Origin of the sequence: Planomonospora parontospora (assembly GCA_014647935.1) — a bacterium.
In the GTDB taxonomy this organism is placed as follows: Bacteria; Actinomycetota; Actinomycetes; order Streptosporangiales; family Streptosporangiaceae; genus Planomonospora; species Planomonospora parontospora.
In genome coordinates this window covers 140,042-165,421 of record BMQD01000003.1, presented here as the reverse complement: position 1 = coordinate 165,421, position 25,380 = coordinate 140,042, and the positions used below count along the sequence as shown (strand labels likewise).

Genomic DNA, 25,380 nt, shown 5'->3' with positions numbered 1-25,380 from the left:
GCCGTGTTGTCCGATCCTGCCGGCGGCCCGCGCCGCCTGCGGCACCTCGGCGGGTTCTCCGGGCTCGCCGGCCTGGCCATCGAGCAGCGCGGGCTGTTCCCCTCCTCCGCCCCCGGGCCCGCGCTGCGCGAGCGGGCGCGTGACGTCGTCGGCGTCCTCGACCTGACCGCCGCCGACGTGCGCACCGAACGCACCTGGACGGCGGGCGACCTGTCCGGTGAGGAGGTCTCCTGGGACGTCGGGTTCGGCCCCCGGACCCGCGCCTACGTGCTGCGCCCCCGCGAGGCGGGCGGCGCGGCGCTGCCCGGCGTGCTCGCGCTGCACTGCCACGCCGGGATGAAGTGGGCCGGCAAGGAGAAGATCGCCGACGGCCCGGAGGGCCCCTCCCCCGAGGTCGCCCGGCTCCGGGCCGAGCTCTACGGCGGCCGGGCCTGGGCGGGGGAACTGGCCCGGCGCGGCTTCACCGTGCTCGTCCCCGACGTGCTGGGCTGGGGAAGCCGCCGCGTCCCGCTCGCGGACATGCCCGACCGGGTCCGCGGGAACCCCGTGCCCGGCCCCGGCGGGACCGGACCCGGCTCCGGTGAGGCGGACCCCGGCGATCCGGGATCCGGTGAGACAGGGTCCAGTGAGACAGGGTCCGGTGAGGCCGGGCTCAGCGAGGCCGACCGTTACGACGCCGCGGCCGCCCGGCACGAGCACGTGCTGGCCAAGTACTGCACCGTGCTGGGCACCTCCTTCGCCGGCGTCGTCGCCGGAGAGGACCTGGCCGCCGCCGTCTACCTGCGCTCCCGCCCCGACACCGAGACCGGGGCCGTCGCCGCCGCCGGGCTGTCCGGCGGCGGCCTGCGCGCGGCCCTGCTCGGCGCCTTCGACCCCGGCCTGACCGCGGTCGCCGTGGTCGCGATGATCTCCTCCTACCGCGACCTGCTGGACGGGCACGTCGCCTCCCACACCTGGATGCTGTACCCGCCGGGCCTGTCCCGGCTCTGCGACCTGCCCGACCTGGTGGCCTGCGCCGCCCCCCGCCCGCTGCTGGTCTGGTACGGCGAGCACGACGCGATCCTCCCCCCGGAGGGGATGCGCCGCGCCCACGCCATGATCACGGAGCACTACCGGCGGGCCCCGGCCGGTTACACCGGCGTGTTCGGTGACGCGGGGCACCGCTTCGACCTCCCCACCCAGGAGCTGGTCTTCGACTGGCTCGCCCGCCATGTGACAACGGCCCGCCCCACGGGAACAGCAGTCCGTCCCACGAGAACAGCAGGAGGTGAGCCGCGATGGTGACGATCAGGGATGTGGCGCAGGCGTCGGGAGTCCACGTCTCGACGGTGTCGCGGACGTTCTCCGCGCCGCACCTGGTCAGCGCGGAGACGCGCAACCGGGTGCTGGCCGTGGCTGAAGGGCTGGGCTACCGGCCGAACCGGGCGGCGCGGGCGCTGACCACCGGGCGGACCCACAACCTGGGGCTGATCGTCGCCGACATCGCCAACCCGTTCTTCCCTCCGCTGATCAAGGCGGCGCAGGCGCAGGCGCGGGAGCGGGACTACCACGTGTTCGTCGCGGACACCGACGAGAACCCGCTGATGGAGCAGGAGCTGATCGAGACGCTCTGCAAGCAGGTGGACGGGGTGCTGCTGTGCAGCCCGCGCCTGTCGAACCGGGTGATCGAGCGGCTGCGCGCGCAGGTGCCGTTCGCGGTGGTCAACCGGCGGGTGAAGGGGCTGCCCACGGTGCTGATGGACGTGGGGCAGGGGGTGCGCGCCGCGGTGGAGCACCTGGCGGACCTGGGCCACCGCCGGATCGCGCTGCTGTCCGGGCCGAGCGGCTCGTGGACCAGTGAGGAGATGCACGCCACCGCCACCGACGCCGCGGCCGAGGCGGGCGTGGAGCTGACCGTGCTGCGGCCGAACGAGCCGACCGAGCAGGGCGGGCTGGCGGCGGCCGCGGCCGTCGCCGGGTCGGGGATGACCGGCGTGCTCTGCCACAACGACCTGGTCGCACTGGGCTTGATCGAAGGGCTGCGCGAGCGGGGGCTGAGCGTGCCCGGCGACCTGAGCGTCATCGGCGTGGACGACAGCCTGCCCGGCCGGCTGAACCGGCCCAAGCTGACGACGATCACCATGCCGACCGCGGCCGCCGGGCGGATGGCGGTCGACCTGCTGCTGGCCGCCGTCAACGCCGGGGACGCCGCGACGGCGGCGCTGGCCCGGCTGGAGACCACCCTCATCGTGCGCGAGTCCACCGGTCCCGCGGCGCCGTCCGCGCTCCCGGCCAGACTCCCCGCCAGCCCAGCCGTACGGTGACCGTCCGCGAGCCGCCCTCCTGGTCGGCGAGCCGGCCGAAGGCGAGCACGAGCCTCGCGCCCGTCCCGGCGCCCGTCAGGAGCGGCGGCGCGCGGAGCACCTCGGCGACCGGCCGGTCCCAGGTCACGGTCAGCGCGTCCAGGTCGCGCCGGGGGTCCGCCACGGTCAGCGTGGCCGTACCGTCACCGCGCTCCCTGACCAGGACCGCGCACGGCGCGGAGGCGGTCAGTTCCCCGGCGGCTCCGCCCGTCCAGAAGTTGACCGCCGTGATCCCGAGCGACGGGACCCGGATCCCCTGCTGCCGGGCGGTGTTGGCGAGCACCCTCGCCCAGCCCGGATCGGCGGCCCGGGCCCGGGTGCCCACCAGGTCCGCACCGGGCAGGAGCAGGTAGACGTAACCGGCCGAGGCGGGATCGACGCCGTGGTCGAGCCAGAGGGTCGTGTAGCTCCGGGCCACCGGGTCCGCACCGACGTCATCGTCGTCGCCACCGGTGCGGCCGACGCGGCCGGTGCGCTCCTCGCGCAGCGTGTGCAGCGGACCGCCACCGAGCAGGACGTAGCCGCCGTGCCCTTCCAGATGCGCCCAGGCCGCCCCGCCGCCCCCGGCCGCGTCCCCGTGCGCGACGCCGCCCACCGCCCCGCCCACCGCCCCGCCCACCGCCAGGGGGGCTCCGGTCCTCCGGTTGTCCACGACCGTCTCGACCCGCACCCCGTCCGCCGCGGTGATCCCGGCGCCCAGGCAGACCACCGCGTCGTCGAGGAAGAACCACGACTTGAAGGCCTCCAGAGTGCTCCCTAAGCCGTTCAGGTGCTGACCCACCGCCGCGTACACGCCGTCGGTGGCGCCGCCGACCCAGCGCGCCGGCGGGCGGGTGTCACCCCACTCCCCACCGGCGCCGTCGGCCAGCCGCAGCGTGGAGACGGTCGTGCCCGGCAGGCGGTAGGGGTCGACGGTGTCCCAGAAGGAGTCGGAGTACTGGTCGCCGTGACCCTCGGCCCACCAGTGGAGCATCCCGGCGCCGGTGTGCCAGCCGCGCAGGTTCTCGCCGTTGCCGTGCTCGTAGTGGCCGATCCGGTCGGAGGCCATGCTGAGCCCCGCGCACCAGCCCGGCCGGCGGTGGACGGCGCGGGCGCTCATCGCCAGCAGCCGGTGGCCGTCGGGTTCCCCGGCCGCCGGGATCCCGTCGTCGTGCAGGATCGCGGCCAGGCGGGCGTGGAATCCCAGGTCGCTCCGCTCCGCGGCCCGGAGCATGGGCACACCGGTGTCCCGCAGCGCCCACCCCTTGACCATGGCCCGCCACCGGGCCCGCTCGGCGGCCGAGGCCGACTCCCCCAGCAGCAGGACCGCCGCCGCGATCGCGTGCCCCCTGCGGTGGTCCTCGTACGGCCGCCTGCCGATCCCCCGTCCTCCGGCGAGGTCCATGCAGAAGCCGTCGTGCACGACCGGGGCGAAGGACCTCTCAACCATGTCGAAGACGATCCGCCGGTCCGGGTCGGTCACCTCCCACGGCGAGCCGCGCAGCACCGCGAAGAGCGTCGCGAGACCGGACAGCAGCACCACCCCGTACCCGCCCTGGTAGGGGACGGACGTGTGCTGGACGAACGAGCCGTCCCGGTAGAAGCCGTCCCCCTCCCTGACGTAGGGGAAGACCGGCGAGAGCGCCGACACGGCCAGGGCCGCCCTCCTCGGATCCGACCCCAGGACGGCCCGCAGCAGCGTCACCGTGCACAGGTCCACCCGGTTGGCGCCGGTGCTGGTGCCGCTGTAGTCGTCCAGCACGCATTCGGGGACGAAGTGGTCCACGGCGTCCAGCAGCGCCCCGCGCCGCGCCTCCCCCAGCTGCGGGCCGATCAGCACGGCCGCGTCCAGCAGCCTCCGGGGGACGCCGATCCGCCAGTCCCACCAGTTGCCGGCCGGGTCCGCGCCCACGGCGTACACCCGCCGCCGGTAGTGGTCGACGCCCGCGGCGACGGCGGCCGCCAGCGCGGCGTCACCGGTCAGCCCGGTCCCCGGCAGGGCGTACGCGCGGGCCATGGCCCGCAGCCGCGCCGGGGTCGCGGTGAAGGAGGGGAACGCCAGGCCCGGCCAGAGCGACGCATCATCCGGCGCCATGGTGTCCCGGTACCCGGCCGCGACCGCCCCCAGCTCCGCCAGCCGGCTCCGGTACGGCTCGGCCGCCGGGTCGAACCCCGACCCGGCCGTCACGTCCCGCCACCGGCGGCGCAGCAGGACGAACGGATCGTCCCCGGTGGACGCGCCGGGACCCGCCCCGCGTGGGACCACCCCGTCGGAGCACCCCGCCGGGATCAGCGCTCCGGCCGCGGCGGCACCACCGAGCCGGAGGAAGGACCGCCTGGAACGCCCGACCATGCGTAGATTATTGCGTCGGTCCGGGCTCTGTAAGCTGACCGGCATGGTCGGCGAGGAGAACGATTCGCTGCAGTCCGCGATCTCACGGGATGATCCGGTGCAGTCCGCGATCTCAGGCGAACTCCGCCTCCTCGACCGGGAGGTCCGTTCCTCGGCAGCGCTCATGGGCGAGCTCATGGACCCCGAGTTCAGGGAGATCGGGGCCTCCGGGCGTCTCTGGGACCGTGACTCCCTCATCGCTGCGATCTCCCAGGACCCGGATCCGCTGGCGGTCCCGATCGCGGTGAGCGACATGGAGGGCAGGCTTCTCGCCCCCGGGCTCGTCCATCTGACCTACGTCTCCGAGTACCACGGCCGCCGGGCGCGCCGGAGCTCCGTCTGGCGGCACTCGGAGCAGGGGTGGCGGCTGTACTTCCACCAGGGGACGCTGAGCGCCTACTGATCGCGACCGTCGTCTCACCTCGACCGCCGCTGTTTCCCTTCCAGGGCCGGAGGTGCTGCGTGAGCGGGCTTGAGTCTCCAGTAAGGGGAGACGGAAGGGTGGAGGCATGGACGGCGACGCGCTCTACTCGATCGGTGACCTGGCCCGGCGGACCGGACTCACGGTCAAGGCCATCAGGTTCTACTCCGACTGCGGGATCGTGCCGCCGGCCGACCGCAGCCCGGTCGGCCACCGCCGCTACGGCATCGACGCCGTCGCACGACTGGACCTCGTCCGCACGCTCCGCGACCTGGGAGTGGACCTCCCCACCATCCGCAGGGTCCTGGACCGGGAGGTCTCCCTCCCCGAGGTCGCCGCGGCGCACGCCGCGGCCCTGTCGGTGCAGATCCGGACGCTGCGCCTGCGACGCGCGGTGCTGACGGCGGTCGCCGAACGCGGCTCCACTCCCGAGGAGATGAGTCTCATGCACAGACTGGCCAAGCTCTCCGAAGACGAACGCCACCGCCTGATCCGCGATTTCCTCGACAGCGCCTTCGGCGACCTGGACACCGGCCCGGGATTCACCGGGATCATGCGCTCGATGACCCCGCACCTGCCCGACGACCCCACCGCCGAGCAGGTCGAGGCGTGGGTGGAGCTGGCCGAGCTGTCCCAGGACCCGGATTTCCGTGCCCTCATGCGGCGTACGGCCGAGCAGCACGCCGCCGAGCGCCTCCCGGGTGAGCCCTCGCCCCCGCGCCGCGACACCGTCTCGATCATCCCCGAGCAGGTAGGCCCGGCCCTGGCCGCCGGCATCGACCCCGTCTCGCCGCAGGCCGATCCGATCGTCTCCGCGGTGACGGCCCGGTGCGCGGACCTCGTCGGCCGCCCCGACGACACCGACCTCCGGCACTGGTTGCTGACCCGGCTGGAGACCGCCGGCGACCCCCGCAGGGAGCGATATCTCCGGCTGCTAGCAGTGATCAACGGCTGGCCTGCCCCGGAGAGCCTGGCACCGGTGTCCGACTGGTTCGTCCGGGCGTTGCGCGTCCGGCTGCCGGAGAGCGCGCCGGACACGCCGGTCTCCCGCTGAGTCCGCGAGAGGCGCCGACCCCCTGACCGTTCGCACCGCCCGGCCCGATCCCGGTTCGTCGGGATCGGGCCGGGCGGCCTCCCGGACGACCGGTTCGCCGGAGCCGTGGACCGCCCGGCGGTCTCCCGGACGACCGGGGGCCACCGGGCGGTCACCCGGCTCAGGCCGGACCGACTCCGGACACGTGGTAGCGGAGCACTTCGGCGTCGCGGATCGCCACCGTCTGCTCCTCTTCCGGCCCCGAGCCCCGGAACGCCTCGAGAGCCTCCTCGGACTCCCACCGCTCATAGACGTTGATCCGCCCCGCGTCGACCAGGTCGGCGCCGAGCACGAAGTCGAGGCAGCCGGAGGCGGCGCGCGCCTGCTCGACCGCACCGGCACAATCCTGCAGATAGGCGTCCCTGTCATCGGGATCGACGACGAGCCGGCCAGAAATGATGATCATGCCGTGATCGTAGGGTCCGCCACCGACGGAATCCGCGATGCGCGCCGACGTGCCCGGTACTCCCGGCGGAGAGATGCCGGCCGGTCTACGCAGGCCATGGTGAACGGCGAGGCCGCCGGGGCAGGTCTCCGGACAGCAGCCGAGGCAGCAGGTCCGGCAGGATGACGGGAAAGACCAGGTCACTGGTGGCGTGCAGCTCCGTTGCGCTCCACCATCGGATCTCCAGGAGGTCTCTGCGCTCCTGGTCGCTCTGGGCGGACAGGTCGAGCCGGACGGTGTCCGCCCTGACACAGAAGTACTGGTTGGTGGTGATGAAGGTCGTCTCCCCCAGCCACCACTGACCGGAGTCGACGACGACCGGGTCTCCCATACGGAACGGCGTGAGGGTGTGGCCGGTCTCCTCGCGCAGTTCGCGAGCCGCCGCCTGGGCGGGGCTTTCACCCGGGTCAACGGCGCCGCCCGGGGGCATCCAACCCCGCCGGTCCCATGGGTGGGGAAGATGATGTCGGAACAGCAGCACGCGGTCGTCGGGACTCAGGAGGATCACTCGGGCGGTGTCTCGTCGCAGGGGCGCCGTCACAGTCACGCCCGTGATCGTAGGAAAGGGCCCCGCGCCCGGGATCAGCGGGGGCACGTCACCCTCACGAGAGCCGGGGCGGTGCACCCGGGTCGGGGATGCGGCCGAGTGTTCCGGCCGACGGGCTCCGTCACAGCCGAGTGTTCCGGCCGACGGGCTCCGTCACACAGGACGCCCGGTACCCGACCGGATCACCGCGCACGACGAACCGGTCACCCGGCGGCCAGTCGACGCCGGAGCTCCTCCTCCGAGACGTCCTCGATGTGGGTGAGGAACACCCAGATGTGCCCGGACGGGTCCTTGAGGATGACGGTGCGGTCGCCGTGGAACATGTCCTTCGGCGGCTGGAGGATCTCGGCTCCGGCGGCCTGCGCGCGTTCCGCCAGGCCGTCGACGTCCGGCACGAAGACGTGCAGCGTGACGGAGGTGCCTCCGCCGAGCGAGCTCGGCGCGGCGAAGGAGCCCGCCTCCGCCTCGTCCACGCTGCCGTCGCCCAGCATCAGGACCGACCGCCCGATGGAGATCTCGGCGTGCAGGATCCCGCCGCCCGGAGCGTCGATCCTGAAGTCCTCGCGGGCGCCGAACGCCCGCCGGTAGAAGTCGATCGCCGCGGCGGCGTCGTCGACCATGATGTGCGGGATCACCGCGTAGCGGTAGCGGTCGGGGATCTCGGCTTCGACTGCGCTCTCGGCCATGGCGAACCTCCTGGGAAAAGCACCGCAGGCCGGTTCCCGCGGTCCTAGGAAGAACCTAGAAGCTCAAGCATGGTTTAGGTCAATCGCCGTGCAGGCACGAAGCCCGGCAACCGGCTATTCGCCCGCGTCCGCAGTCGGCAGCGGCACCTCGGCGATGAAGAACAGGAAGCTGATTTTGGTCGAGAAGTCATGGAAATCGTCGGGGAACAGCTCACGTCCGGCCGGGTCGGGCTGTGGCTCGCTGATGACGGCAAGGCGGAAGCCGGCGGCGGTGAGGGCGCCGGTCATCGCGTGCAACGGTCTGCGCCAGAAGAGCATCGGGAAGGACTGCCCGTTGAGCGTCCATTCGTCGGTATAGCTGGTGGTCGAGTGATAGTCGGGCCGAGGATCCTGGAGCGCGTAGTCCGCGAACGGGTGGTTCACCGAGGCGATCAGCCGTCCACCCGGCCTGAGCACCCGGCGCATCTCGGCCAGCGTCGGCCCCCAGTCCTGCAGGTAGTGCAGCACCAGCGACGCGACCACGTCGTCGAACGTGCCGTCGTCGAACGGCAGGCGGTCGCTCAGGTCGGCCACACGCAGGTCCGCGTCGTCACCGAGCCGCCTTCTGGCCAGCGCCAGCATCCCGGCGCTGGCGTCGATGCCCGTGACGACGGCGCCGCGCTCGCGCAGTACGGCCGACAGGGGGCCTGAGCCGCAGCCGGCGTCCAGGACCCGGCGACCGGCCACGTCTCCGGCGAGGGCCATGATCGCGGGCCGCGCATAATACGCGTTGATGAAGCTGTTCTCGGTTTCCGCCGAGTACGCCTCGGCGAAGCTGTCGTAGTCATTCACCCGGGCCGCCGGATCGACCGGCTGGGTTGCGGTCGAAACCCAGGCGGGCCTCGATGATGCGCGATTCTCGGGCACGTCGGCTACGCGTTCCATGATCGCAGCCTAACCCGCCGTCGGCGGGTGCGGCATGATTGGTCCGTTGCGCAGGCGGCAGTGTGCACCGCCGTTTTCTCACGGACATTTCCGCGCCTGTCGATCACCGACTGCTGCCCGCACCCGTCGACAAGCGCTGCCACCCTCCCACAGGCACAACCACACATCGCGATCACAAGGGGCCTTCGAACCGCGGACCGACGAGGAAAATGGCATTGCCGCGGTGCAGCGTCAAGAGTGAACGGTGTCAGGGTAGGCGTGGGTTAGAGAGCCGTCGGCTTGGGACCCGGCCACTGATCATGCCGGGCTGGCCGGGAGAACGGGGGTACCGGTCAGGGCGGGCCGGTTGACCGCGGGTGCCCGTGGGTGACCGCGGTTCCTGCCTGTTCTGGCACGCATCTGGTACGCGATCGCTCGCCTGTGCTTACGTGATCAGTGTGAGTTCTGATTCGGATATGGGCAGGCGTCTCGAACCTGTTGCGGCGAAGACGGGGCCGGCGGCCGGGAAGGCGGGATACATCACACCGGCCCTTGTCCTGGGCGCGGTCCCCCTTCTGCTCGCCGACTGGTTCATCGCTTCGGCGATCCTGGGACGCGACTGTGTCGTGTCGTACGGAGGCGGCAACACAACAGAATGCGGCGGCGGGCTTTCGGAGGAAGAGATGTCCGCCGCGTCAGGACTGATCGCACTGGTGGTGCTCGCCATCCAGCTAGGGTTGATCGTCCTGGTGAGACGGCGCATCCGCTCCGGCCCGCAGTGAGACCGTACGGCCGGCGACGGCGCACGTTGAGGCGGACGCACGACCGGAAACGCCGCTCCCTCCTGCCCGGCTCCACGACCTCCGCCACATCCACGCCACCACGCTCCTCCTGGCGGTCGTCGCGGCCCGGCTCGGCCACGCCGATCCGGTGATCACGCTCCGGGTCTACGCCCGCGTGATCCATGAGCAGGCGGCGACGGCCGCCGGCGTCTTCGCCCAAGCGGTTGAAGAGTTCGACGCATGAACGCGTTTTCATCTCGGTGAAGACGACACCGGGATCGCTCCCTAAACCCTAGGAAGACGTCGCGGAAAACACTCCACTAGCCCAAGTAGTGCATCTCGATGACATCCCGGCGCCGCTGACCGAGGTACCACTCGGAAGCGGCGTCGGTGTCGATCACTGCACGGAGCACGGCCGGTTCTCCCCCGGCCACCTCCGAGACGACCTTTCCCCGGGGGGAAACGATCATTGTCGGGCAGTGCGAGATCGGATCAGCGACGTTGGCGGCGAGCACCCACCGCTGGTTCTCCGCCGCCCGGCTGATGAGATGGCTACGCCAGACCCCGGAGGGCTCATCGGGGTTGGCGGCGTTCGTCAGATAGGCGAGCACCTTCGCCCCCGAACGGGCCATATATCCCCACTGCTCGGGGAAGCGGATCTCCCGACAGATCTGCACCCCCACATCGACCGCTCCTCCCGGCAGGGTGAGCCGGTGGACGGGAAGCTCGGATCCGGCGGCGAGCACACCCCGTTCATTCATCGCCAGGTTGATCTTCCGATAGAAGCTCCGCCTGCCCTCGGGATCGAAGAGGATCGCGGCGTTCCACCACCGCCCGGCGTCGAATACCAGAGAGCCGCAGACCACATGCACGGCACTGCGTATAGCAAGCTTGGCCAACTCAGTCATGGCCTCGTCCAGTTCACCCGGATCCAGATCCGCAAGCGGAGACAGATCAGTGCCGTATCCGGACAGCGCTCCCTCTGGAAGCACCACCAGGTCATCGTCCGCGCAGGCCTTCACCACCCGGGCGATCTCGGCGAGGTTCTCCCGGACATTCCAGGAGACGGGGATCTGGGCGACAGCCGTACGCACGATCACGAGCGAGGACGGTAGCAGCAGGAAGTGTGATCACCGCTGGCGGTGTAGATGCCCCTTCCAGAGGGCGCTGTTAGCGAGTCCGTTAGCAAGATCATGGAATCACCCGAGCAAACAAAAGACCCCTGACGGCGTATCGCCTGTTCAGGGGCCTTTCCGTTACAGAGCCGACGAGGGGAATCGAACCCCTGACCTTCTGTTTACAAGACAGATGCTCTGCCGATTGAGCTACGTCGGCACGGTCGCCTGACGAGTGTAGTCGGCCTGAGCCCCTGACGTCACTGAGGAAAGGGCGCGAACCGCGAGCGGAATCTACCGCTTGCGGTGGCGGGCCACCTCGTACAGGGCGATGCCTGCGGCGACGCCCGCGTTGAGGGACTCGGCCGCGGCGCTCATGGGGATGCGGACGACCAGGTCGCAGGCCTCCCGGACCAGGCGGGACAGGCCCTTGCCCTCCGAGCCGACGACCACGACCAGGGGCCCGTCGAGCAGGTTGGCGTCACCGACGTCGACCGTGCCCTCGCCGTCCAGGCCGATCACGAACAGCCCCGCCTCGCGGTAGTCCCGCAGGGTCGCGGTGAGGTTGGCGGCACGGGCCACGGTCATGTTGGCCAGCGTGCCCGCCGAGGTCTTCCACGCACCGGCGGTCACCCCCGCCGAGCGGCGGGAGGGCACGACCAGGCCGTGGGCGCCGAAGGCGGTGGCCGAGCGCGCGATGGCGCCGAGGTTGCGCGGGTCTGTGACGCTGTCGAGGGCCACGATCAGCGGCACCTCGGCGGCGTCCTGGGCCGCGTGGACCAGGTCCTCGGGGTGGGCGTACTCGTAGGCGGGGATCTGCAGGGCCACGCCCTGGTGCACGCCGCCCTCGGTCAGCCGGTCCAGCTTCTCCCGGCCTGCCTCCAGCATCGGGATGCCCCGGTCGGCGGCGATGCGCACCGACTCCTTGACCCGGTCGTCGTTGTCGATGCGCTGCGCGATGTAGAGCGCGCTCGCGGGCACTCCCGCCCGGAGCGCCTCCAGGACCGGGTTGCGGCCGCCGATGTACTCCGGCGCGTCCTCGCTGCGCCGGGTGCGGGCCGGGGCGGGACGCTGCGACGAGGACCTGCCGGTCTTCTCCTCGCGCTCCAGCCGCTCCGTGCGCGCCTTGTCCTTGTACCAGTGCCGCATGTGCGCCGGCGGGGTCGCGCCCCTGCCCTCCAGGCCACGGCGGACGTTGCCGCCCGTGCCCTTGGTCGGACTCTTCTTCTTCGCGGGTCGCCCGGACCCTCTACCCCCACCAGCCATGGTCCCTAGCGTACGGCCTGCCCCACCGAGCCCGCGCCGCCCGCGACCGCCGGAGGACCGGCGGGCGGCGCGGCACGGCGGCGACGCAGCGGAACACGGAGCGACGCGGAGGCGGAGCAAGGCCGGGGCCTCGAGGCGGCCCCGCGTCCGGGATCCCGTCCGCGACCGCCTCGGGGCCTACCTCGACAGCTCCCAGCGGGGGCCCTGCGGGGTGTCCTCCACGGCGACGCCCGCCTGGGCGAGCCCGTCACGGATGGCGTCGGCCGCGGCGAAGTCCTTGCGGGCCCGGGCCGCCTGCCGCTGCTCCAGCGCCACGGCGACCAGGGCGTCCACGGTCGCGCGCAGACCGGAGTCGCCGCCCGAGGAGCGCCACTGCTCCGAGCGCGGGTCGAGGCCGAGCACGTCGAGCATGTTCTGCGTCTCGGCCAGCAGCCGGGCCACCTGCTCCTTGTTCCCGTGCGCCAGGGCGACGTTGCCCTCGCGGACCACCTCGTGCACCACGGCCAGCGCCTGCGGCGTGCCCAGGTCGTCGTCGAGCGCGTCGGTGAACGCCTGGGGCAGCGGGGCGTCGGCGTCCACGTCGTGGATCACCTCGGCCGCCCGGGTGACGAAGCCCTCGATGCGCTGGTAGGCCGCGGCGGCCTCGAACAGCGCCTCCTCGGAGTAGTCGATCGCCGAGCGGTAGTGCGGCGCGGCCAGGTAGTAGCGGAGCTCGACCGGCCGGACCTTCTTGGTGACCTCGGGGATCAGCAGGGAGTTCCCGAGCGACTTGCTCATCTTCTCCGCACCGATCTTGAGCATGCCGTTGTGCATCCAGTAGCGGGCGAAGCCGTCCCCGGCGGCCTGCGACTGGGTCAGCTCGTTCTCGTGGTGCGGGAAGATCAGGTCGACGCCGCCGCCGTGGATGTCGAAGGTCGCCCCGAGGTACTTCGTGGCCATCGCGGAGCACTCGAGGTGCCAGCCAGGACGGCCCCGGCCCCAAGGGGTCGGCCAGGTCGGCTCGCCGGGCTTCTCCCCCTTCCACAGGGCGAAGTCACGCGGGTCGCGCTTGCAGGAGTCGGTGTCGGTGTCGCCGGCCGCCCGCATGTTCTCCAGCCGCTGGTTGGAGAGCGAGCCGTACCGGTCGGCGTAGGAGACCACGTCGAAGTAGACGTCCCCGTCGGCGGCGTAGGCGTGGCCGGCGGCGATCAGCCGCTCCATGAGCTCGATCATCTCGGGGACGTGGCCGGTGGCGCGCGGCTCGACGGTCGGCGGCAGGCACCCGAGCACCTGGTAGGCCCAGGTGAAGGCGCGCTGGTTGCGCTCGGCGACCACGAACCAGGGCACGCCCTCCTCTGCGGCGACCCGGATGATCTTGTCGTCGATGTCGGTGACGTTCCGGCAGAAGGTGACGTCGTAACCGGACCGGGTCATCCAGCGGCGGAGCACGTCGAAGTTGACGCCGGACCGGATGTGGCCGATGTGCGGTGGGGCCTGCACGGTGGCGCCACACAGGTAGATCGACGCCCGGCCGGGCTCCACCGGAACGAATTCGCGGACCGTGCGTGTGCTGGTGTCGTAAAGGCGCAGGCTCACGAGAAAAGGCTAACGCCTTCCCCCGCCCGGCAAGCCGGGTTACGCGACGTTGAAATCACGACCGCATCGGTCCTCTCCGCGCCATCCGGGACATCCGGCCTCCGCGGACCAGGAAGAACGCGGTTCGGCCTGCACCGAAGGCCTGGGGCGCGACGGCATGATCGCGGTAGGGTCGGAGGGCCATGGACGTGAAATCCCCCGCGGCGGCAGGTCCGATCTCCCGCCCGTCCTCTGCCCTGTCCTCCGCTCCGGCCTCCCCCGGCCGGACCGCCGTAGCCCTGCGCCACGCGGGCGTCGCGCTCGCCGGGATCGGCGTCGCCGCGCTGACCGGTACGGCGTGCGTGCTGTCCTTCGAGACCCTGCGCGCCCTGGCCGTCACCGGCGGGGCCCGCGCCGACCTGGCCTACCTCTACCCGGCGGGCTTCGACGCGCTCCTGGTCATCACCATGATCGGCGTGCTGCTGCTGCGCGGTGCGCGCTGGCCGATCCGCCTGCAGGCCGGGGCCGTCCTGGTCCTGCTGTTCGCCGCCGTGGTCGCCGCCGAGGTGATCAGGGCCGCCGGAACGGCGGTGGACGTACGGCGGGCGGCCGTCGTGGTCGCCGTCGCGCCCTGGGCGATGCTGGCCCTGGCCCTGTGGCTCTGGCTCGTGCTGATCAAGCACGCCCACGTACGGCGGGCCGCCCTGGACGCCCGGCGGACGGGTCCGGAGCGGGACGGCGACATCGTGCCGTTCCCCGACGCCGGGCCGGAGGTCGCGGACCGTCCTTCCGCCCGCCCGGTCCAGCATCCGGCGGTGGAGACCCCGCTCGACCCGCAGGCCGCCCCGCCCCTGGAGTCCGCGCCGCTGGACCCGGTTCCGCTCCACGACCTGTCCACCGAGCCCGTGGTCGGGCCCACGCCCGCACCGGAGACGCCGGAGGTGGACGAACTGCCCGGGCCGGACCCCGTGGCGGACCGGCCCGCCGGGGGTCGCGGCGGCGAAGGAGACCCGGACCGTACGAGGGGCTCGGACCCTACGAAGGACTCGGACCGTGCTGGAGACCCGGAACGCGTGGAGGAGGAGTCCGCGGACCGGCCCGCCGACCTCTCCGCGGCACCCGGGCCGGAAACGGACGCTCCCGAGGCTCCGGAGCCGGCCCCCGGCCCCCGGGACAAGCCCGTGCGCTGGGGTGACCTGGTCCGCCCGCACCCGGGTGACCTGCTCGTGCACCCTCCTCGCGGCGCCGTGCGCGATCCGGAACGCGAGACCGTACCCGATCCGGAAGGCGGCGCCGTACAGGACCGGAGGCCCGGGGGCGGCCGGACCGGAGAGCGTGTGGAGACCTGGACCGCCGCACCGCACGAGGAGACAGAGGGCTCCCTGACGGGTCTCCGGCCAGAGGTCTCACCCTCGGTTCCCGGCGGGTCCGCCGACCGTGACGCCGACACCCAGCCGATGCGTGCAATGGAGGACGGCTCACCGGCCCTCGATCTCGATCCCGATCCCGATCCGGCGCACGGCGCCGAGGCCGCCGATCCTCAGGAGGACGAGGTCGCTGCACCGCCCTCGGGCCGCATGCGCAGCACCCCCGTCCCTCCGGAGGGGTGAGGCGCCTCGGTCGGCCGTAGCCGGGGCCGGCTCCGGGGCCCGTGGAGGGAGCCGGCCCCGCATACGGCCGCGACCCGCCCGGCGCGCCGTGTGGGCGCCGGACGGGTCTCTGTGCGGAAGCCAGGACATCGAGCCTGCCACCGCGGGCGTCTCCGGAGCGGACGGTGCCCGCCCGGACCGCGGCCGGTCACCGGGAAGGTGCGCTCGGCTGTCAGACCCTGGAGCGGCGGAGCCCCGCGACCAGGCCGACACCGACGACGGCCAGGACGACCTGCATGACGAGCTCGATCCAGTCGATGCCGTCGGTGGTGGCGACGCCCAGCGACTGGGCGATCGCGGTACCGATCAGTGCGGCGACGATACCGACGACAATGGTCAGGACCCATCCGATCGCCTGTCGGCCAGGAAGCAGGAGACGACCGATTGCGCCGATGACGGCGCCGATGACGATGGCCCCGAGAATGGATGCGATAGTCATATCAACCTCCCCGTGAGGGTGAGACCTTCACTCTCACGGAAAGAGGGCTACCCCGTACTCCAGGATTACTCCTGGAAATATAAAATTCCTGCCGGATCAGGTCCTGGTGGTTCCCCCCGGGTGGGTCTTCCCGGGACGCATCTGCGTGACGAGCAGCACCCCCACCACCGCCAGAGCGAGCTGGAGGATGTGCTCCCACCAGTCGATCCCCCGGGTGTTCGCGATGCCCAGCGCGCCTGCGATGAGCGTTCCGATGAGCGCGGCGGCGATTCCCACGATGAGCGTCAGCGCCATGCTGATGCCCTGCCTGCCCGGAATGATGAGACGCGCGAGCGCGCCCACAATGGCTCCGATCACGATCGCGCTGATGATCGACCAAAGCATGTCCAGCTCCCCCCTGTGACGGGACACGGTCATTGGAGGCGTACCCAGGACATACGTGATTATCCGAAGAAAAAGAGGCGACCCGTACCGCGCCAGGAAACGGGCCGCCCCGCAGGGGTTCCGGAGGGTTTTTCCGCGCCACCCGCCGGAACGCGACGAACGCTCACGCGCTCCGCATTACAGGACGCGCGGCCCGCCGTTCAGGTTCACCACGATCGCGGTGGCGATCGCCGCCACGCCCTCTCCGCGGCCCGTGAGTCCCAGCCCGTCGGTCGTGGTGGCGCTGACGCTCACCGGCGCGCCCACGGCCGCACTGAGGGCCTTCTCGGCCTCGGTACGGCGCGGCGCCAGCTTGGGGCGGTTGCCGACCACCTGGACGGCCACGTTGCCGATCTCGAACCCGGCGGCCCGGACCTGCCGGGCCGTCTCCTCCAGCAGGGAGACCCCGGAGGCGCCGGCCCACCGGGGATCGGACGTGCCGAAGAGACCGCCGAGATCACCGAGACCGGCGGCGGACAGCAGCGCGTCGCAGGCGGCGTGGGCCGCGGCGTCACCGTCGGAGTGCCCGGCCAGGCCCGTCTCGCCCGGCCAGTGCAGACCCGCGAGGTGCAACTCGCGCCCGGATGCGAACGGGTGGACGTCGACCCCGACGCCCACCCGTGGAAATGTCGTGTTCAGGAGTTGAGAACCTCGTCGAGCAGGGCCTCGGCCTTGTCCTCGTTGGTCTTCTCCGCGAGAGCCAGCTCGCTGACCAGGATCTGCCGCGCCTTGGCGAGCATGCGCTTCTCTCCTGCGGAGAGTCCGCGCTCCTTGTCTCGACGCCACAGGTCGCGGACGACCTCGGCCACCTTGTTGACGTCACCGGACGCCAGCTTCTCGAGGTTGGCCTTGTAGCGGCGGGACCAGTTGGTGGGCTCCTCGGTGTGAGGCATGCGCAGCACGTCGAAGACGCGCTCGAGGCCCTCCTGGCCGACGACGTCGCGAACTCCGACGAGCTCGGCGTTGTCGGCTGGAACCTGGACGGTGAGGTCGCCCTTGTCGACCTTCAGAACCAGGTAGGTCCTTTCTTCGCCCTTGATGGTCCGAGTCGTGATCGCCTCGATCCGAGCAGCCCCGTGGTGGGGGTAGACGACAGTGTCGCCGACCTGGAAAGTCATGTGACAAGTACCCCTTCCGCTGTACTCCAGAGTACCACGTATCCACAGGCTCCCGGAACAGTGAAATCACCATAACTGCAGGTCAAAGCCGCGTTTTAAGCCTTGACAAGCGTCCGACTGTGTGAATCAAGGGTTGGAAAAGCACTCATGACCTGCATGCCCCCGATGCCCGCGATCCGCCAGGCCGCCGGAAAACCCGGGAAAGCGGACGGATAAGGTTGGCGCTGCCCTATCTCTAGTGTGACAAGGAGAACCCGCACCGTGACCCGCAACAGCCGTCACCGGGCGATCGCCGCCGCCGCGTTCCTCGCAGCCGCTCCGGCGCTGGCCGGCTGCGGCGCCGGATTCGACGCGATCACCACCCAGCCCTACGCGCCGACCGAGGCCACGAGTGTCAAGGTCAAGGGGCTGGACATCACCCAGGCGTTCCTCCTCGGCCCGGACTCCGGCGGGACGCTGCCCGCCGGCGCCAGCACCCCGCTCTACCTGTACATGGTCAACACCACCGGTCAGCCGGACCAGCTCGTGGGCGTGGGCGTGGACCCCGCGCTCGGCACCGCCAAGGTCCCCGCGCCCGTCCCGCTCCCGGCCGGAGGCAAGCAGGCCGCCGTCGTCGGCAGGCCCGCGCACTCGATCGTCATCGAGCAGCTGAAGAAGCCGCTCAGGGGCGGCGAGGAGATCCAGGTGCAGCTGCAGTTCGAGAAGGCCGGCATCGTCCCGCTGCGGATCCCGGTGGTCACCCGGAGCCGCGAGTTCGCGACCCTGCCCCCCGCGCAGGGCGCCTCCGCCGCCCCCACGCCGACCCCGACGCCGTCCGCCACCGCGGAGCACGGCGAGGGCGACCACTGAGCCGCTGAGGCGCGGTCACCGGCACGCACGTCGAGGGGGGTACGGTTCCGCGAGCCGTACCCCCCTCGACGTCGCACGCGGGCGCGGAGCCCCGCGGGTCACTCCTCCACGGGGTCGAACTTGTAGCCCAGGCCGCGCACGGTGAGGATGCAGCGCGGACTGGAGGGGTCGGCCTCCACCTTGGCCCGCAGGCGCTTGACGTGGACGTCCAGGGTCTTGGTGTCGCCCACGTAGTCGGTGCCCCAGACGCGGTCGATGAGCTGGCCCCTGGTGAGCACCAGGCCGGCGTTGCGCAGCAGCACCTCCAGCAGCTCGAACTCCTTCAGCGGGAGCTGGACCGCCTCGCCCCGGACCGCGACGACGTGCCGGTCCACGTCCATCCGCACCGGCCCGACGGTGAGCACCGACGACTCCGGCTCGTCCACGTCGCCCTGGCGGCGCAGCACCGCGCGGATGCGGGCCACCAGCTCGCGGGAGGAGAAGGGCTTGGTCACGTAGTCGTCGGCGCCCAGCTCCAGCCCGACGACCTTGTCGATCTCGCTGTCCTTGGCGGTCAGCATGATCACCGGCACGTTGGAGCGCTGCCGCAGCGACCGGCAGACCTCCGTGCCGGGCAGGCCGGGGAGCATCAGGTCGAGCAGGACCAGGTCGGCGCCGCCCCGGTCGAAGGTCTCCAGCGCCTCGGGGCCGGTGGCCGCCACGGCGACCTCGAACCCCTCCTTGCGCAGCATGTAGGACAGGGCGTCGGAGAACGACTCCTCGTCCTCGACGATGAGCACGCGGGTCACTTCGAGGCCTCCAGGGGGACGGTGCCGATGTCGGGTGTTGCGGGGACCGCCACGCCGCCGAGGGCGGGCAGGCGGAGGGTGAACGTGGAGCCGGAGCCTTCCTTGCTCCACACCGTGATCGCGCCGTTGTGGGCGGCGGCGACGTGCTTGACGATGGCGAGGCCGAGCCCGGTGCCGCCGGTGGCGCGCGAGCGGGCGGTGTCGACCCGGAAGAACCGCTCGAAGATCCGCTCCTGGGCGCTCTCCGGGATGCCGATGCCCTGGTCGCTCACACTGATCTCGACGGAGTCACCCGCCGGCCGGGCGCTGACCACGACCCGGGTGTGCTCGGGGCTGTAGGCCACCGCGTTGTCGATGAGGTTGCGCAGCGCGGTGACGAGGAGCTCCTCGTCACCCCAGATCTGCAGGCCCTCGACTCCGCCGGCCACCAGGGTGATGTCCTTGGCCGCCGCCGTGGTGTTGCAGCGGTCCATGGCGTCGTGCACGGCCTCGTCGACCGGGACCGGGCAGGGGGTCGGGACGGGCTCGGCGCCCTGGATCCGGGAGAGCGTGATGAGGTCCTGGACGAGATAGGTGAGCCGGGCGGCCTCGTGCTGCATGCGCCCGGCGAAGCGGGTGACCGCCTCGGGGTCGTCGGCGGCGTCCTGGATGGTCTCGGCCAGCAGGCTCAGCGCGCCGACCGGCGTCTTCAGCTCGTGGCTGACGTTGGCCACGAAGTCGCGGCGCACCGCCTCGACGCGGTGGTGCTCGGTCTGGTCCTCGGCGAGCACCAGGACCTGGCCGTACGGCCCGAGCGGGGCGACGCGGACCGCGAAGTTGGTCGCCTCCTGGCCGAACCTGTGCCCCGCCACCTCGATCTCGCTCTCGCGGATCTCGCCGTCCCTGCGCACCTGCCTGGCCAGCGCGAGCAGCTCGGCCGCCATCAGGCGGTCTCCCCTGACCAGGCCGAAGGCGCGGGCGGCGGAGCTGGCCCGCAGCACCCGGTCCTCCCGGTCGAGCACGACCGCCGAGGACGGCAGGACCGCCAGCACGGAGGCGACGCCCTGGGGCAGCCCACCGGGCTGGAGGTCGTCGATCGGCACCACCGCCCGCTGCCGCCCCGTGACCGGGCGGACGGCCATCACGGCCAGCGCTCCCACGACGAACCCGGCCAGTACGGCCAGGCTCGCCATCAGCTCACTCACGTGGTCCTCCTGTCGGCTTCACGCCCTCGATGGTAGGCGCGCCCCTCCCCCCTCAGGACGGTCCGGGAGGCGGTGCCGCCCTCCTTCCCGCAAAGTTCACCCTTCGGTCGGGGTTCGTTCACGAACGCGCCCGTACGGTGAGGCCATGCGCGACGCCTACCACGAAGAACTCGACTCCCTCACCGGCATGCTGGTCGAGATGACCCGGCTGGTGAGGTCGGCGATCTCCCGGGCCACCACCGCCCTGCTCGACTCCGACCTCCAGCTCGCCGAGACCGTCATCTCCCAGGACACGGAGGTCGACCGGCTCTTCGCGGAGATCGAAGCGACGATCTTCGACCTGATGGCCCGGCAGCAGCCGGTGGCCGTGGACCTGCGGATGGTCATCACGGCCCTGCGCATGGGCACCGACCTGGAGCGGATGGGCGACCTGGCCCAGCACGTGGCCAAGGTCGCACGGCTGCGCCACCCGGATTCGGCGATCCCGCCGGAACTGCGCGCGACCATCCTGGAGATGGGCCAGATCGCCGAGCGCCTGGTCACCAAGACCGGCGGCTGCATCGCCTCACGCGACGTGGAGTCGGCACTGGAGCTGGAGCACGACGACGACGCCATGGACAGGCTGCACCGCAAGCTGTTCAAGACCCTCATGAAGCCGACCTGGCAGCACGGGGTCGAGCCGGCGATCGACGTGACGCTGATCGGCCGCTACTACGAGCGCTACGCCGACCACGCGGTCCGCGTCGCCCGCGACGTCGTCTACCTGGTCACCGGCTCCCGTCCCCACGAGATCAACCTCACCGGCTGACCCGGGACCGCACCCGCCCGGCCCGGGAAGGCCGGAGGACCGGAGGACCGGAGCGGAAAGGGGACGCGGAAGGGGTCCGCTCGGACGAGCGGACCCCTTTTCGCGTCACCGGCCGTCCCGGGCCGCGCGGCCCGGGACGGCGCCTCACCTGCCCTGGTTGGCCACGGCCTGGATGGCGGCCTCGGCCGCGTCCGGGTCGAGGTAGAGGCCGCCCTTGGCGAGCGGCCGGAAGTCGGCGTCCAGCTCGTAGCGGAGCGGGATGCCGGTGGGGATGTTGAGCCCGGCGATCTCGTCGTCGCCGATCCCGTCCAGGTGCTTGACCAGCGCGCGGAGCGAGTTGCCGTGCGCCACGACCAGGACGGTCCGGCCCGCCGCGAGGTCCGGCACGATCTGGTCGTACCAGTACGGCAGCATGCGCTCGACGACGTCTTTGAGGCACTCGGTCCGCGGCATCAGCTCGCCGGGCAGGAGCGCGTAGCGGGCGTCGCCGGCCTGGGAGTATTCGTCGTCGTCGGCGATCGGCGGCGGGGGGACGTCGTAGGAGCGGCGCCAGAGCATGAACTGCTCGTCGCCGAACTCCTCGCGCGTCTGCGCCTTGTTCTTGCCCTGGAGCGCGCCGTAGTGGCGCTCGTTGAGCCGCCACGACCGGGTGACCGGCAGCCAGAGCAGGTCGGCCGCGCCCAGGGCGAGGTTCGCCGTCTGGATCGCCCGGCTCAGCAGCGAGGTGTGCACCACGTCGGGCCGCACCCCGGCCTCCAGCAGCAGGCGCCCGCCGCGCCGTGCCTCCTCCTCGCCCTTGGCCGAGAGTCCCGCGTCCACCCAGCCGGTGAACAGACCCTTGGCGTTCCACTCGCTCTCACCGTGCCGCAGCAGCACCAAAGTCGCCATGCGGCCAAGCTTAGTCAGAGCCGCGGATCACCGGCCCGCCGCACCGGCCGCCCGGCGGATCACCGGCCCGCCGAGCACCGGCCGCCCCGGGTCGTGCGTGCCGGGCCGTACGTGCGGGCGCCACCCGCCCGCACCGGCCGTGCCGGGCGCTTCAGCGGTCCGGGTCGGCGAACCGGGCGAACGCCTGCAGGTTGGCCAGGGACTCCCCCCGCTTGGCCCGCCACTCCCACTCCTTGCGGATGGAGGAGGCGAAGCCCAGCTCCAGCGCGCGGTCGAAGCCCTCGTCGGAGTAGGTGAGCACGCAGCCGAGCAGCCGGTCGATCTCCTCCTCCGAGACCGCCGGCAGGGCGATCCGCCCCACCAGGTAGACGTCGCCGACCGGGTCCAGGGCGAAGTGCACGCCGTACATGGAGCCGTTCTTGGTGAGCAGCCAGCGGTAGAACTCGGCGTGGTTCTCGTCGGGCTGGCGGCAGAAGAACGCCTCGACGTGCAGCGCCTGGTCGCCGACGACCAGCCAGGTCATGGTGGCGAGCTTGTGCTGGCCGGGCAGCCTCACCAGGAAGGCGCCCGGCCTGGGCTCCTCGAAGGAGACCTCGGCGCCCTTGAGCGCCGCCTCGATCACTTCGCGCATGGACCCCACCCTACGAGCGCCCCGGCCCGTCCCACGAGCAGGGCACCGCCGCCGAGACCCGGCCCGTGCCACAAGGAGACCGCCGGGACCCGCCCGTCCTACGAGCAGGGCACCGCGACCGGGGCGCGGTGCAGGTGCGCCATGGCCCCGGCGTAGACCTCCGCGAGCCGGGCCGCGGTGGCCGACCAGCCGAAGGCGGCGGCCTGGGCGACCGCGCCCGCGGACAGCTCGTCGCGCCAGGCCGGCAGGCGCACGAACCGGCCGAGGACGTGGGCCCAGTCGTGCGGGTCGTGCCCCTCCACGAGCACTCCGGACACGCCGTCGCGCACGGCGGTGCGCAGCCCGCCCACGGAGGCCGCGGCGACCGGCGTGCCGCACGCCTGCGACTCCAGCGCGACCAGGCCGAAGGACTCGCTGTGCGAGGGCACGACGGTCACGTCGGCGGCGCGGTACCAGTCGGCCAGCTCGTGCTGGGGGGCCGGGGGCACGATCCTGACCACGTCCTGGATGCCGAGGTGCGCGGCCAGGTCGGCCAGGTGGGAGGGGCGGGCCAGACCGTTGCCGCTGGGGCCGCCGACGCAGGCGACGACGAGCCGCGACCGGAGCGAGGGGTCGTCGACGAGTACCCGGGCCGCGGCGCGCAGCAGCACGTCCGGGGCCTTGAGCGGCTGCACCCGGCCCACGAACAGCAGCATGAGGGCGTCGCGCGGGACGCCCAGCCTGCGGCGGGCCGCACCGCGAGGGCCGGGCCGGAAGACGGTGAGGTTCACCCCGGGATTGACGACCTCGACGCGGCCGGGGGCGGCGCCGTACAGCTCGACGAGTTCGCGGGCCTCGGTCGGCGTGTTGGCCACCAGGCGGTCGGCGACGTCGACGACCTGCTCCTCGCCCAGCACGCGGGCGGTGGGCTCGGGCCGGTCGTCCTCGGCGAGCAGGAGGTTCTTGACCTTCGCCATGGTGTGCATGGTGTGCACCAGCGGCACGCCCCAGCGCTCCTTGGCCAGCCAGCCCACCTGGCCGGAGAGCCAGTAGTGGGAGTGGATGACGTCGTAGCGGCCCGGGTCGTACATCGCCTCGGTGCGCAGCACGCCGGACAGGAAGGCGCAGAGCTGGCCGGGCAGGTCGCCCTTGTCGAGCTCCTCGTACGGCCCCGCGGTGACGTGCCTGACCGAGACACCCGGGACGATCTCGGCGACCGGCGGCAGGTCCCGGGCCGTCTGCCGGGTGAAGATCTCCACCTCGACGCCCAGCTCGGCCAGGCGCTTGGCCGCCTCCACGATGTAGACGTTCATCCCGCCCGCGTCCCCGGTACCCGGCTGGTCCAGGGGGGACGTGTGCATGCTGATCGTCGCGACCCGGTTGACCCGTCGTCGCCTCACCGACACCACCTCCGAGACGGATATAACCTCACATATCTTCCCGGCATTCCCGCGATCTACGGACATACCGGGCCGCACAGGGCGGCGTCCGGCGGTGCTGGCAGGATGGCTGGTCATGAAGAAGACGGCTGTGGTGACGGGGGCCAGCAGCGGCATCGGCGCGGCGACGGCCCGCCGGCTGGTCCAGGAGGGCTTCGACGTGGTGGCGGCGGCCCGCCGCCGGGACCGGCTGGACGAGCTGGCCGCCGAGGTCCAGGGGATCCGCCCGGCGACCCTGGACGTGACCTCCCCCGAGTCGGTGGCGGAGCTGGCCGCCTCCCTGGACCGCTGCGACGTGCTGGTCAACAACGCCGGGGGCGCGATCGGGCTGGAGCCGGTGGCCTCCGGGGACCCCGCCGACTGGCAGCGGATGTACGACGTCAACGTGCTCGGCTCGCTCCGGGTCACCCAGGCCCTGCTGCCGAAGCTGATCGCCTCCGGCGACGGCGTGCTGGTGATGCTGACCTCGGTGGCGGGGCTGGTCTCCTACGAGGGCGGCGGCGGCTACAACGCGGCCAAGCACGCGCAGACCTCGATGACCGAGGTGCTCCGGCTGGAGCTGTGCGGCGAGCCGGTCCGGATCGTCGAGATCGCCCCCGGCATGGTCCACACCGAGGAGTTCTCGCTGACCCGCTTCCGCGGCGACGCCGAGCGGGCCGAGCAGGTCTACCAGGGCGTGCCCGGCCCGCTCTCGGCCGACGACGTCGCCGACGCCGTGGCCTGGTGCGTCACCCGCCCGTGGAACGTGAACATCGACCGGCTGGTCATCCGCCCGCGCGCGCAGGCCGCCCAGCACAAGATCCACCGCGTCACCTCCTGACCGGTGGCGCGCCCGAGGAGACCGGTCGGCGCGATCACCCGCGGCACGACCGGCCATAACCGGCTGCGGCGGTCCGACCGCTGGATCACCGCGGTCTGCGGGCCGATGCTCCGCTCCGCCCGCCGGCCGCTGGTCGTGGACCTCGGCTACGGGGCCTCGCACACCACGACGCTGGAGCTGTTCCTGCGGCTGCGCCGGGTCCGCCCGGACGTCGAGGTCACCGGGATCGAGATCGACCCGGCCCGGGTGGCCGCCGCCCGGCCGTACGAGCGACCGGGCCTCGAGTTCCGGCTGGGCGGCTTCGAGCTGCCGGTGGACCGGCCGCCGCTGCTGGTGCGGGCCTTCAACGTGCTGCGGCAGTACGGCGAGGCGGAGGCCTGGGAGCACTGGGACCTGCTCAGGTCCGGGATCGACCCGGACGGGGTGATCGTCGAGGGGACCTGCTCGGAGGTCGGACACCGCGCCGTCTGGGCCGCCCTGGACGCCTCCGGGCCCCGGACGCTGACCCTGTCGGCCCGGTTCGATGCCTTCGAGCGCCCCTCGGACCTGGCCGAGCGCCTGCCCAAGACGCTCATCCACCGCAACGTGCCGGGCGAGCCGGTCCACGCCTTCCTGCGGGACTTCGACCACGCCTGGGCGGTCAGCGCCCCGCTGGCCCCGTACGGCGCGCGCCAGCGCTGGATCGCCGCGGTGGAGGCGCTCTCCGCGACCTGGCCGGTCTTCCTCCGCCCACCGCTCGGCGGCCGGTCCCGCTGGCGGCTCGGCGAGGTCACCGTGCCGTGGGCGGCCGTCGCCCCGCTCGACAGCCCGTAGTACTACCCGACGTGGTGCGGGGTTAGG

27 protein-coding genes and 1 tRNA gene are annotated in these 25,380 nt (G+C 72.2%); 10 read left to right on the top strand and 18 right to left on the bottom strand.

From position 1 onward, the window contains the following. Window positions 1-6: 6 nt before the first annotated feature. Both IEZ07_RS06160 and IEZ07_RS06155 read left to right on the top strand, forming a co-directional pair. On the top strand, window positions 7-1,284 hold the full coding sequence (locus IEZ07_RS06160) for an alpha/beta hydrolase family protein (RefSeq protein ID WP_191893894.1): 1,278 nt from the start codon (window positions 7-9) through the stop codon (window positions 1,282-1,284). Then, window positions 1,278-2,303: a LacI family DNA-binding transcriptional regulator gene (locus IEZ07_RS06155; RefSeq protein ID WP_191893893.1), complete on the top strand. Its 1,026-nt coding sequence runs from the start codon at window positions 1,278-1,280 to the stop codon at window positions 2,301-2,303. The genes IEZ07_RS06160 and IEZ07_RS06155 overlap by 7 nt, the downstream gene beginning before the upstream one ends. Here IEZ07_RS06155 and IEZ07_RS06150 read toward each other — a convergent pair. Next, window positions 2,224-4,674 carry a polysaccharide lyase 8 family protein gene (locus IEZ07_RS06150; protein ID WP_191893892.1) on the bottom strand — a complete coding sequence of 817 codons (2,451 nt, stop codon included), beginning with the start codon at window positions 4,672-4,674 and terminating at the stop codon, window positions 2,224-2,226. The two genes, IEZ07_RS06155 and IEZ07_RS06150, sit on opposite strands and share 80 nt — an antisense overlap. 43 nt (window positions 4,675-4,717) lie before the next feature. Here IEZ07_RS06150 and IEZ07_RS06145 point away from each other — a divergent pair, with 43 nt between their 5' ends. Together IEZ07_RS06145 and IEZ07_RS06140 are read left to right on the top strand one after the other, a co-directional pair. Continuing rightward, entirely contained in the window at window positions 4,718-5,116 is a 399-nt protein-coding gene (locus IEZ07_RS06145; protein WP_191893891.1) for a nuclear transport factor 2 family protein, read from the top strand. 106 nt (window positions 5,117-5,222) lie between these two features. Beyond that, window positions 5,223-6,188 (top strand): MerR family transcriptional regulator, encoded by a 966-nt coding sequence (locus tag IEZ07_RS06140; protein ID WP_191893890.1) that lies wholly within the window; start codon window positions 5,223-5,225, stop codon window positions 6,186-6,188. Window positions 6,189-6,348: 160 nt separating this feature from the next. On the opposite strand, the gene IEZ07_RS06135 is transcribed toward IEZ07_RS06140, so the two are convergent. The 4 genes from IEZ07_RS06135 to IEZ07_RS06120 all read right to left on the bottom strand — a co-directional run bounded on the left by IEZ07_RS06135 (window position 6,349) and on the right by IEZ07_RS06120 (window position 8,829). Continuing rightward, complete coding sequence (locus tag IEZ07_RS06135) at window positions 6,349-6,633, bottom strand: putative quinol monooxygenase (protein WP_191893889.1); 285 nt, start codon at window positions 6,631-6,633, stop codon at window positions 6,349-6,351. Window positions 6,634-6,718: 85 nt separating this feature from the next. Then, a complete protein-coding gene (locus IEZ07_RS06130) occupies window positions 6,719-7,213 on the bottom strand; it encodes an NUDIX hydrolase (protein WP_275413783.1) in 495 nt (164 codons plus the stop codon). Window positions 7,214-7,422: 209 nt separating this feature from the next. Continuing rightward, window positions 7,423-7,905, bottom strand: coding sequence for a VOC family protein (locus tag IEZ07_RS06125; protein ID WP_191893887.1), 483 nt, complete (start codon window positions 7,903-7,905; stop codon window positions 7,423-7,425). Between the two features lie 114 nt (window positions 7,906-8,019). Continuing rightward, window positions 8,020-8,829, bottom strand: coding sequence for a class I SAM-dependent methyltransferase (locus IEZ07_RS06120; protein WP_191893886.1), 810 nt, complete (start codon window positions 8,827-8,829; stop codon window positions 8,020-8,022). A gap of 437 nt (window positions 8,830-9,266) precedes the next feature. On the opposite strand from IEZ07_RS06120, the gene IEZ07_RS06115 reads away from it, so the two are divergent. Next, a complete protein-coding gene (locus tag IEZ07_RS06115) occupies window positions 9,267-9,590 on the top strand; it encodes a hypothetical protein (protein ID WP_191893885.1) in 324 nt (107 codons plus the stop codon). Between the two features lie 320 nt (window positions 9,591-9,910). Here IEZ07_RS06115 and IEZ07_RS06110 read toward each other — a convergent pair whose 3' ends face one another. The 4 genes from IEZ07_RS06110 to cysS all read right to left on the bottom strand — a co-directional run bounded on the left by IEZ07_RS06110 (window position 9,911) and on the right by cysS (window position 13,546). Further along, window positions 9,911-10,690, bottom strand: a complete 780-nt coding sequence (locus tag IEZ07_RS06110) for a carbon-nitrogen hydrolase family protein (RefSeq protein WP_191893884.1) — start codon at window positions 10,688-10,690, stop codon at window positions 9,911-9,913. Between the two features lie 162 nt (window positions 10,691-10,852). Next, window positions 10,853-10,925: transfer RNA gene (locus IEZ07_RS06105), tRNA-Thr, on the bottom strand. Window positions 10,926-10,999: 74 nt separating this feature from the next. Beyond that, window positions 11,000-11,971 carry a 23S rRNA (guanosine(2251)-2'-O)-methyltransferase RlmB gene (rlmB, locus tag IEZ07_RS06100; RefSeq protein WP_191893883.1) on the bottom strand — a complete coding sequence of 324 codons (972 nt, stop codon included), beginning with the start codon at window positions 11,969-11,971 and terminating at the stop codon, window positions 11,000-11,002. A gap of 177 nt (window positions 11,972-12,148) precedes the next feature. Next, window positions 12,149-13,546, bottom strand: a complete 1,398-nt coding sequence (cysS, locus tag IEZ07_RS06095) for a cysteine--tRNA ligase (protein WP_068896467.1) — start codon at window positions 13,544-13,546, stop codon at window positions 12,149-12,151. A 182-nt stretch (window positions 13,547-13,728) separates the two neighbouring features. Between cysS and IEZ07_RS06090 the strand changes: the two genes are divergently transcribed. Next, on the top strand, window positions 13,729-15,135 hold the full coding sequence (locus IEZ07_RS06090) for a DUF2637 domain-containing protein (RefSeq protein ID WP_191893882.1): 1,407 nt from the start codon (window positions 13,729-13,731) through the stop codon (window positions 15,133-15,135). A 211-nt stretch (window positions 15,136-15,346) separates the two neighbouring features. Here the strand turns inward: IEZ07_RS06090 and IEZ07_RS06085 are convergent, their stop codons facing one another. The 4 genes from IEZ07_RS06085 to IEZ07_RS06070 all read right to left on the bottom strand — a co-directional run bounded on the left by IEZ07_RS06085 (window position 15,347) and on the right by IEZ07_RS06070 (window position 17,154). After that, on the bottom strand, window positions 15,347-15,613 hold the full coding sequence (locus IEZ07_RS06085; RefSeq protein WP_068896465.1) for a GlsB/YeaQ/YmgE family stress response membrane protein: 267 nt from the start codon (window positions 15,611-15,613) through the stop codon (window positions 15,347-15,349). Between the two features lie 96 nt (window positions 15,614-15,709). Next, window positions 15,710-15,997, bottom strand: a complete 288-nt coding sequence (locus tag IEZ07_RS06080; protein WP_191893881.1) for a GlsB/YeaQ/YmgE family stress response membrane protein — start codon at window positions 15,995-15,997, stop codon at window positions 15,710-15,712. Window positions 15,998-16,174: 177 nt separating this feature from the next. Next, window positions 16,175-16,654: a 2-C-methyl-D-erythritol 2,4-cyclodiphosphate synthase gene (ispF, locus tag IEZ07_RS06075; protein ID WP_191893880.1), complete on the bottom strand. Its 480-nt coding sequence runs from the start codon at window positions 16,652-16,654 to the stop codon at window positions 16,175-16,177. A 17-nt stretch (window positions 16,655-16,671) separates the two neighbouring features. Further along, window positions 16,672-17,154 (bottom strand): CarD family transcriptional regulator, encoded by a 483-nt coding sequence (locus IEZ07_RS06070; RefSeq protein WP_012887713.1) that lies wholly within the window; start codon window positions 17,152-17,154, stop codon window positions 16,672-16,674. 261 nt (window positions 17,155-17,415) lie between these two features. Between IEZ07_RS06070 and IEZ07_RS06065 the strand changes: the two genes are divergently transcribed. Beyond that, window positions 17,416-18,003, top strand: a complete 588-nt coding sequence (locus IEZ07_RS06065) for a copper chaperone PCu(A)C domain-containing protein (RefSeq protein WP_068896463.1) — start codon at window positions 17,416-17,418, stop codon at window positions 18,001-18,003. Window positions 18,004-18,101: 98 nt separating this feature from the next. Here IEZ07_RS06065 and IEZ07_RS06060 read toward each other — a convergent pair whose 3' ends face one another. Both IEZ07_RS06060 and IEZ07_RS06055 read right to left on the bottom strand, forming a co-directional pair. Next, window positions 18,102-18,791 carry a response regulator gene (locus tag IEZ07_RS06060; RefSeq protein WP_068896462.1) on the bottom strand — a complete coding sequence of 230 codons (690 nt, stop codon included), beginning with the start codon at window positions 18,789-18,791 and terminating at the stop codon, window positions 18,102-18,104. After that, complete coding sequence (locus tag IEZ07_RS06055; RefSeq protein WP_191894093.1) at window positions 18,788-19,963, bottom strand: sensor histidine kinase; 1,176 nt, start codon at window positions 19,961-19,963, stop codon at window positions 18,788-18,790. The genes IEZ07_RS06060 and IEZ07_RS06055 overlap by 4 nt, the downstream gene beginning before the upstream one ends. Window positions 19,964-20,120: 157 nt before the next feature. Here IEZ07_RS06055 and phoU point away from each other — a divergent pair, with 157 nt between their 5' ends. After that, the gene (gene phoU, locus IEZ07_RS06050; RefSeq protein ID WP_191893879.1) at window positions 20,121-20,783 is read left to right on the top strand and encodes a phosphate signaling complex protein PhoU; all 663 of its coding nucleotides are present in this window, start codon (window positions 20,121-20,123) and stop codon (window positions 20,781-20,783) included. A gap of 144 nt (window positions 20,784-20,927) precedes the next feature. On the opposite strand, the gene IEZ07_RS06045 is transcribed toward phoU, so the two are convergent. The 3 genes from IEZ07_RS06045 to mshA form a co-directional block, all read right to left on the bottom strand. Then, entirely contained in the window at window positions 20,928-21,671 is a 744-nt protein-coding gene (locus tag IEZ07_RS06045; RefSeq protein ID WP_068896460.1) for a phosphoglyceromutase, read from the bottom strand. A 151-nt stretch (window positions 21,672-21,822) separates the two neighbouring features. Continuing rightward, window positions 21,823-22,302, bottom strand: a complete 480-nt coding sequence (locus tag IEZ07_RS06040) for a type III secretion system chaperone family protein (RefSeq protein WP_191893878.1) — start codon at window positions 22,300-22,302, stop codon at window positions 21,823-21,825. Between the two features lie 98 nt (window positions 22,303-22,400). Beyond that, window positions 22,401-23,687 (bottom strand): D-inositol-3-phosphate glycosyltransferase, encoded by a 1,287-nt coding sequence (gene mshA, locus IEZ07_RS06035; RefSeq protein WP_275413763.1) that lies wholly within the window; start codon window positions 23,685-23,687, stop codon window positions 22,401-22,403. Window positions 23,688-23,796: 109 nt separating this feature from the next. Between mshA and IEZ07_RS06030 the strand changes: the two genes are divergently transcribed. Both IEZ07_RS06030 and IEZ07_RS06025 read left to right on the top strand, forming a co-directional pair. Further along, entirely contained in the window at window positions 23,797-24,540 is a 744-nt protein-coding gene (locus IEZ07_RS06030; protein ID WP_191893877.1) for an SDR family oxidoreductase, read from the top strand. Between the two features lie 3 nt (window positions 24,541-24,543). After that, the gene (locus IEZ07_RS06025; RefSeq protein ID WP_191893876.1) at window positions 24,544-25,353 is read left to right on the top strand and encodes a class I SAM-dependent methyltransferase; all 810 of its coding nucleotides are present in this window, start codon (window positions 24,544-24,546) and stop codon (window positions 25,351-25,353) included. Window positions 25,354-25,380: the final 27 nt, after the last annotated feature.